Consider the following 8,746-nt stretch of genomic DNA (forward strand, 5'->3'; position numbering starts at 1 on the left):
AATATATTTGTATATTCTGACGGGATGATATATTTTATAAACAATTGTAAACGTTTCAATATCGCAAAATCAATAGTAATCGAAACTAAGATCCAATCAACAATTCTATTTCGCCTACAGCAAATAAATGTTCTTTGTCGTTTATTAATGCATGTAAATAACCCTCTTGGTCAACTTCTTTTACTCGTATTTGAACTCTATTATTATTTATTTTAGCTGAAATCAACTTATTTTTCATATAAAGTTTACTGTCGTAATATTCATATATAGAGGTAAAACGATGCATTTTTAAAGAATTGTATTCCGATAAAATGTTATTTTGCAATAACTCTAAAAGTTCAGGCAACTGGAATATTTTACCAGTTTCGTTCCTTAGCGAAGTTGGATTCGGGATAGTTGAGTTAAACTCAGTTTGATTGATATTAATCCCAATACCCACAATAGAGGCTGCCATTTTATTTTTCTGAATAATATTTTCAATAAGAATACCTGCAATCTTATTATTTTTCACATAAATATCGTTAGGCCATTTAATAAAAGATTCATCACAAAAGAGGCTTACTGTTTTACAAACAGCCGAAGCGATAGCTTTAGACAATAAAAATTGATGCTCAAGTTGCAAAAATTCAGGATATAAAATAATAGAAAAAGTTAGATTCTCATTTGCATTGCTATACCAAACTTTTTTTCCTTGTCCCCTTCCTTGAGTTTGATTCAAAACCCAAACAATAGTTCCTTCGGCAAGTTTCTGCTGTTTTACAAGACTCATTGCCTCGGTATTAGACGATGCAGCTTCTTCAATTTTTATTATGCTTGGTTGTAACATTTAAATTCAATATAAAATGTGCTTCCTTTATTAACTTCAGATCTAAAGTAAATATTTCCTTTCATGGCTTCAACCATATTTTTCACCAAACTCAACCCCATTCCCATGCCTGACGATTTAGTTGTAAAACTAGGTTTAAATACATTATCGGCAATATCGGGTGCTATGCCAATACCATTATCGCTTACACTCAAAATAATCTTATTTGATTGAGCTTCGATGTTTATATAAATATTTTTTTCTCTATCGATAGGAATCGCTTGCAGGGCATTTGTTACCAAATTAGTAATAATGCGTTTTAAATAATCCTTATCGCCTTCGATAAAGCAATCATGCATATTAGAATTTACTTTTACTTCGTATTCATGAGTTTTAAACAAAAGGGCTATATTTTTTACAACTTCAACAAGATTAATCATTTCAAATTGAGGTCGGGGCAAATTGGCAAAAGCAGAAAACGCCGAAGCAATCGACGATAAACTTTCAATTTGTTCTAATAAACTATTCATTGTATTTTGAAGTAATTCATCGGGCAAATGACCATTTTCTTTTTTTAATTTTTGTAAATATTGAATATTGAGTTTCATGGGCGTTAACGGATTTTTTATTTCGTGGGCAATCTGTTTGGCAATATCTCGCCAAGTAGATTCTCGTTCGCTTAATAACAATTTTTGCGTACTTATTGATAACTCTTCTAATATGCGATTATATTCATTAATGAGCGGTGCTATTTCGTCTTTTTCAGTATAAATAATGGGTTTAATTTTTTGATTGGGTTTAATTTTTTTAAAATATTCGTGTAAAACAGTTAATGGACGCAATATACCATTGGCTATTAATAAAATAATACCAAAAGCAATTGCAATAAATAATATGTATATATTTATAAGATTGATAAACACTTGAGTTATTTCTTGCATATTTTTTTCTTTTTCTGTAAAATAAGGTAATTGAAGTATAGCTTGCAATTTACCATTCGAATACAATGCTGTATAAGAAGCCAAATATTCCAAGCTCCCAATTTTTTCTATGTCAATAAACGTTTCTTTATGTTCTTTAACAATTTCTGCTAATGCTTCGGCATCGATAAGTTTACTTTTTAAACCTTTTTCGAACAATGCAGGTCGAGAAGATGCAATTAAATAACCCTTGGCGTCGTATAAATTAATGTCTGCAAAAAATATATTTGATAACGTAACTAACTGCCGACTTAACTCTTCGATTGGTTTTTGGTAAATATTTTTGAACGAACCTAAATACTCATTTAATGCATTTACAATAATTTTTTGCTTATGTTTTAATGCCTCATAATTCTTTTGATTATATTGATTATTGAAATAGATCAAGGTATAAAAACCGATGATTAAATACGAAAAAACTAAAATTAACAAAAAACTACGAATATATTTAAACCTAAATCCATAAAGCAATTGTTGTCGCTTTTTTAAATAATAAATAATACCATATGGAATAAAAAACAACAAAATAAAAATATTAAACACATAAATAATCGACCATAGGTATTGGCTCCATTTAACCACCGGAGCACTTACCACAATTCGGATTTTTTTATTGGGTGCATAAATAAAATGTTCAAAATTATCTTTATTAATAAGTATAAAAGATCCATTTTTAATATTTGGATAAATGTAATTATAAGGATATTGAAAATCGCCATTTTGCTGTATTAGTCGATTCGTTTTATATTTGGCATAATGTGCCCATTGTTTGCTCAGCGATTTATAAGTTTTTAAATCTACAAGCAAATCTGGGTATCCTGGTGTACTCGGTAAAAGTTTACGATATAATTCGAGAAAAATTTTTTTTTCGCCCGAATCAGGTATCATATTTAAATTGTAAGAAAATACACCTAAATAGCTTACATCGCCATATTCATTATCAATCGAATAAAAATAATGACTATCGAAACGACTACCACGTGAATTTATTTGTTTATTAAAAAAGTCAAAACAACGACAATATTCATTCGAAGGCATCAAGCGTAGGTTATCGTATGTATTGCATATCGTTACTTGTAAATCGTATTTATTCCAAAAACCGTTAAAATAATTGTCTTTTAGATATTGATAAATTTCGTATCGATTATCGTATGCTTTTTGAAGTAAACTTTTTATAATTTTATCTTCTGCTAGCTTCTTCTCCATATCCATTAGTAACATCTGAGCCAAATAGTCTTTCTCGTTCGATAAAGAAAAAGCAACAACTTGTTGTAAATTTATCCGTTTTTGATGATTTAAATGAAACGAGTATAAAACAATAAAAAAAGAAAATAAAAAAGCACTTATCAAAATAAAAGCAATTTGGGGTAAACGCCTATTAACAAAGAACCATATTATCAATAAATATAAAGCAACTATCAAAACAGAAAAATGTCCTAATTGCAATACATAAAGTATTAAAGGTAAGACAAATAAAAATAATCCTATAAAAAAAAATTTATAACGCTTTTGTTGTGTCTTATACAAATACTTAAAAATAAAGTATAACACGCTTGCAATAATCCATGCCCACATTCCAATAATTAAATATGCTAATAACGAAAGCTGTAAAAACGTATCGATATTAAATAAATCGAACGAAAGATTACTTTGCCAAATTAACTTATTCCATAAAATTATCCAATATAAAAACAAAGCAGAAGCTAATAATAATAAGCTATAAATATAAAAACGACTTGTAAATATTTTTCTTTTAAACCACAATAAAAACCATTCAATAAATAATAATAGCCACCAAGTATTAAAAAAAGCATCGCCTAAAAAATTAAATGGAAATTTATAAGCAAATATTTCAGCATTAAATAAAGGCAATGAATACAAAGACTCAGGATTTTGTTTTAACATCATTCCCAATCTTAATATTAAAAGCCCAACCAATACAAAAAACACCGAAATTAAATGTTTTTTATAAATTAAAGTAATGTGCACCAAAATATATAACAAACAAAGAACAAATAAAAACAAATAAGGTCTTAGCGTTAACGACAATGATGTTTGTGGCTCTATCGAAAATAAAAAATTTTGCTGAGCATCGGTTATATAAAAAGCTGCAGTCTGCGGTAATGTTGAAAAATGGTAATCGTATGTTAAATCAAAACCTTGATAATAAAAGTTTTTAAGATAGTTATTTTCAAAAGGATATTCTTTTTTAATAGGGATAAAAGCTACAAAAGCAATATTGTTTATTTTTTTTACAAGTAAATAAACCCATGTATTATTAATAAAATAAACAGTAGAATTTGTATATTTTGAAGTATTTAACGATAATGGCAAAAAATCGCCTCTCGACCAAAAAATAGCACTATCGTTTTTATAACAACAAAAATATATATCTTGACGTTGGGTATAATTTAATAAATATTGCTCGTTTTGTTTTGAATATAGGCCTTTAACACCCCACTTAAAATAAATGTCACTTTCTTTTGATAACAATTCTTTGGCCTTAGCTTCCTTAGCAATAAGGCTATTTCTAATAGTAACAACATCGTCATTATAATCTTCAACATTCCCAACATCGGTAATAATAAAAACCGATAAGGCAAATATAAGGATCCAAATAATTAAAAATAAAAAAGATTTATTTTTAAAAGTCTTCAAACTCTATAAATTTATGTACGAAAGTACAAAATAAAAGACAATTGAAAAATATGTATTAAAGCATTATTATTTTAATTTTTTCTCAAAAATAAAATTAGCATACGATTTATCTAATAACGTCATGGTGTATGAATTTATAAGCACAAAGCCATATTTATTCAAAACAGAAAAAATATCAATTTCATCTTTAACTACCGTTACAGTTCCATCAGCATTATTAACCGTTATGGTGCCTCCTTTACCATTTTCAATAATTCCTTTTAAGGAATGATTTATGTTCGTTCCAAAATCGATAGATAATTTTGAATCTAAGTTGTTAGGTTTTACACTATAAGTTACTCTAACAATACAATACTCTGCCTTTTCCTGAGAAAAAGAAACAATAGACGCAAATAAAAGTAGTAAGAATAAAATTAATACTTTTCTCATATTTAATATTTTAAAATTTTGAACTAATACCAAATGCAACCAACGGACCACCTCCTAAGCCTAGTTCAGCATTTAAACCAAAATTTTCAGAAAAGAAATAACGACCTCCAATAGCTGTTCTAAAAGCAATTGGAAAAATATTAAAATTAATTTGTTCGTCGTTATAATTAGGATCGTTGGTAGTATATTTCCAACTTAAACTACTATAACCAGCGCCAATTCTCCAAAAACCATCAAAATTCTCGCTTCCTCCAAAATGAAGATTAAAGCAAAACATCACTCTCATTCGAGGAATAGAAAAATCATAATTATAAGTTACATTATTACCATTGCCATCGGTAGTATTTTCGGTCCATTTAACGCTGGTATTGGCATAATTAATTTCAACTCCTGCCCCAACTTTATCAGAAACCATATATTCTAACTTACCCCCGAAAGGACCCAGACTTCCAACTTGTACATCAACTGAATTAGCATCAGTTAATGCCGATTTTGCTGTATTCGACCACAAATTGGGCCAACCATAATAAATATCAATTAACTTAACTCCTTTTTCAACAGCTTGTGAAAATACGGTAAAAGACATTAAAATAAATGTCAAAGTAAATAAAAAATTGATTTTTTTCATGTGTATAAAATTTAATAAGTTAATAATAATGAATGAATTATATTTCCAATTTTTATTCATTTTCGATTGGTGTGAATTTGTTCTCATGGCTATTTCATCTGTATAAAATTTTATTATTGGCAAATATACAACTTTTTTTTAAGATTCCAATTTTTTTGCATACTATCATTTATTTAAATTAACTTTGCAATAAAAAAAGCTATGGCAGTAATTTTAAGCAATGCAACTTACATAGACAACCAAACATTATCGTTTAAAAAGACTCATATACGCATTACCGAAGGCTATAATGGCAAAATTGAATTTTTAGATAAAATTCCTAATGATAATCATGATGAAATAATAGACTGCAACAGCAAATACGTTATGCATTCATTTGCTTGTGGGCATCATCATGCTTATTCTGCACTAGCCAGAGGTATGGGAGCACCTAAAAAAACTCCCACAAATTTTTACGAAATTCTAAAATATATTTGGTGGACACTCGACAAATGTTTAAATAAAGACATGATCGAAGTTAGCGCCTTATTAACTGCTGTAGCTTCAGCTAAAAATGGCGTTACCTTTGTGATCGATCACCATGCTTCACCTTTTGCAGTGAATGGATCTCTCGAAATCATGGCCAATGCTTTCGAAAAAGTAGGCGTTTCGCATCTTTTATGTTACGAAATTTCGGACAGAGATGGACAAGACATTAGTCAAGCTGGATTAAAAGAAACTGAAAATTATCTTAAATCTCACCAAGGATTAGTTGGACTTCATGCATCATTCACTGTTTCAAATCAAACACTCAAAGAAGCAGTTTCATTAGCCGAAAAATATAATTCGGGCATTCACATTCATGTTGCCGAAGATTTATACGACCAAAAAGAATGTTTACACCAACATGGACAAAAAGTAGTAGAACGCTTGTATAAAGCCGGAGCTTTGCAATTCCCCAAAACTATATTAGCACACTGCTTACATATTGACGATGAAGAGCGAAACTACATTGCTCATAGCCCTGTATGGGTAGTACAAAACACCGAAAGCAACCTTAATAACAATGTAGGCTTCTTTAATGCCAAAGGACTTAATAAAAATAGGATCATGTTAGGCACCGATGGCATGCACAGCGATATGCTTCGCAGTGCCAAAGCTGCTTTTTTTGTCGGACAACCTTTCGATACCATTGACTATTCGGGCATATATCAACGCTTTACAAATGTTCATCATTTCATTGAAACCAATCAATTTTTAGGAGATGGTCCCAACAACTTAGTTGTACTCGATTATGATAGCCCTACAGCTTTCTATCAAAATAATTTTTTAGGACATTTTGTGTTTGGAATAGAATCAAAACACGTAGAGCATGTTATTAGCAATGGTAAACTCATAGTAAAAAATAAAAAAATACAAACTATTGACGAAACAGCTTTAATTAAGCAATCGCAAGAATTATCTAACATATTGTGGAAAAAAATGCAAGCTTTATGATCGACTTTTTTGCTATAATGGGGTATGCAGCTTCTATTATCATAGCTATTTCTATGACGATGAGCTCTATTGTTAAATTTCGTATCATTAATTTTATCGGAGCTGCCACTTTTTCTATTTATGGTTTTCTTATTGGGGCTATTCCTGTTGGAGTTCTTAACGCTTTTATTGCTATAGTAGATATTTATTTTCTTTATGGGATTTTTTCTAAAAAAGAAATTTTTGAAACCTTAGAAGTTAGACCCGATAATCGTTACCTTGTCCGCTTTTTAGAATTTTATAATAACGACTTACAAAAATATTTTCCAGAATTTACCTATAAACCCGAAATGAATACCATAAGCTATCTGATACTTCGCAATATGTCGGTAGCTGGCGTTTTTCTTGCTCATAAAACTAAAGACGATACACTCTGTGTTGGATTAGATTATGTAATTCCCGAATATCGCGATTTTAAAAATGGCAAGTACATATATAGCCGACTTGTTAATCGTTTTAAAGGACAAGGCATAAAAAAAGTAACTTCACCTGCATGGAGCAAAGAATATGTAAAATATTTACAAAAACTTGGATTTAAAAAAGTTAATGAAAATAATTTAGAAATAAATATATCTTAATGCACATTAAATACTTTTCTAGTCACTATTTCACTACCATTACTAATGATAATAGAAAACAAGCCAGTAGTAAGTAATTTTTTACTTATTTTTATAGTATTACTGTTGTTTATGTTTTCATTTTGTGTCATTACTAAACGTCCTGAATTATCAAATATCTTAATATTATAGTTTCCACTAACATTACTTAAAAATAGTAAAATAATGTAATTTTCAGAATTTCCAATTCGGATATATGAATCGTTATTTCTTAAAACTTCGATAGATATTATTTCAGAATATTCATTCACACCATCAAAATCAACTTGATTTAAACGATAGTAATAAATTTTATTTTCTAAATCATTTATATCATCTACATATTGATAATGAATAATTGAGTTTGAATTACCAGCACCATTTACTTTTGATATTGTGGTAAAATGTAAAGCATCTGTACTACGTTGTATTTCAAAGTAATTATTATTAGTTTCTGAAGCTGTAGACCATTCTAAAAGTACTTTGTTATTTAACATTTTTGCATTAAAATAAACTATATTAACTGGCAAAGACCCTTGAGAGACAGAACTACCAGAAGGAATTGAAGAATTAGTATATCCAAACGTTGTCCCAGTACCATCATAATTTGAAGCTGAAATTACACCGGTACCATCTATTACGCCACCATTGCCATTACTAAATGTACCATTTACAGTAATAGAACCATTTACTATTACATTATCACTATTATTTTTATTTGTAAAATTATTATGAACAATAATAACCCCACCGGTATTTACGGTAATTTTTGAACCATTATAAAAGATTAAATCATAAACTTCTAATGTGCCATTTACAATTAAAGTAGCGCCACTTTTAATTTCTAAATTATTAATTGTTGAATATAAAGATTTCCCAGCATATATATTTAAATATCCAAACTCTGATACATTAACGTTTAAACTTATATTTGTTTCGATGTAGGTATATGTTGAAGATGATGGAGAAGTACCAGGAGAACAGCCACATGAAGTGCCAGAAGAAGTACTTGACCAATAACTTGTATTATTCCAAGACCCTCCACCTCCGCTACCATCTGAGATAGAATAATAGTATGTGTTAGCACTATACCCATTTATAAAATATATAATTGACAATATCAATAATACGGTTT

Annotated in this window: 7 protein-coding genes; 2 read left to right on the forward strand and 5 right to left on the reverse strand. The window is 29.1% G+C overall.

Annotation, left to right across the window (positions count from 1 at the left end; translation table 11 throughout):
• Window positions 1-85 precede the first annotated feature (85 nt).
• The 4 genes from HPY79_09615 to HPY79_09630 all read right to left on the reverse strand — a co-directional run bounded on the left by HPY79_09615 (window position 86) and on the right by HPY79_09630 (window position 5,500).
• Window positions 86-826 carry a biotin--[acetyl-CoA-carboxylase] ligase gene (locus HPY79_09615; GenBank protein ID NSW46055.1) on the reverse strand — a complete coding sequence of 247 codons (741 nt, stop codon included), beginning with the start codon at window positions 824-826 and terminating at the stop codon, window positions 86-88.
• A complete protein-coding gene (locus HPY79_09620) occupies window positions 808-4,443 on the reverse strand; it encodes a GHKL domain-containing protein (protein NSW46056.1) in 3,636 nt (1,211 codons plus the stop codon). The genes HPY79_09615 and HPY79_09620 overlap by 19 nt, the downstream gene beginning before the upstream one ends.
• Before the next feature lie 66 nt (window positions 4,444-4,509).
• A complete protein-coding gene (locus HPY79_09625; GenBank protein ID NSW46057.1) occupies window positions 4,510-4,872 on the reverse strand; it encodes a hypothetical protein in 363 nt (120 codons plus the stop codon).
• A 10-nt stretch (window positions 4,873-4,882) separates the two neighbouring features.
• Window positions 4,883-5,500: a hypothetical protein gene (locus tag HPY79_09630; GenBank protein NSW46058.1), complete on the reverse strand. Its 618-nt coding sequence runs from the start codon at window positions 5,498-5,500 to the stop codon at window positions 4,883-4,885.
• Between the two features lie 201 nt (window positions 5,501-5,701).
• Between HPY79_09630 and HPY79_09635 the strand changes: the two genes are divergently transcribed.
• The gene (locus tag HPY79_09635; GenBank protein NSW46059.1) at window positions 5,702-6,976 is read left to right on the forward strand and encodes an amidohydrolase family protein; all 1,275 of its coding nucleotides are present in this window, start codon (window positions 5,702-5,704) and stop codon (window positions 6,974-6,976) included.
• On the forward strand, window positions 6,973-7,593 hold the full coding sequence (locus HPY79_09640) for a hypothetical protein (protein NSW46060.1): 621 nt from the start codon (window positions 6,973-6,975) through the stop codon (window positions 7,591-7,593). Before HPY79_09635 ends, HPY79_09640 begins: the two co-directional genes overlap by 4 nt.
• Here HPY79_09640 and HPY79_09645 read toward each other — a convergent pair.
• Window positions 7,590-8,746 (reverse strand): hypothetical protein (locus HPY79_09645; GenBank protein ID NSW46061.1); only part of this gene is annotated, 1,157 nt, incomplete at its 5' end. The genes HPY79_09640 and HPY79_09645 overlap by 4 nt on opposite strands.

It is taken from the genome of Bacteroidales bacterium, assembly GCA_013314715.1.
Lineage (GTDB): Bacteria > Bacteroidota > Bacteroidia > Bacteroidales > GWA2-32-17 > Ch61.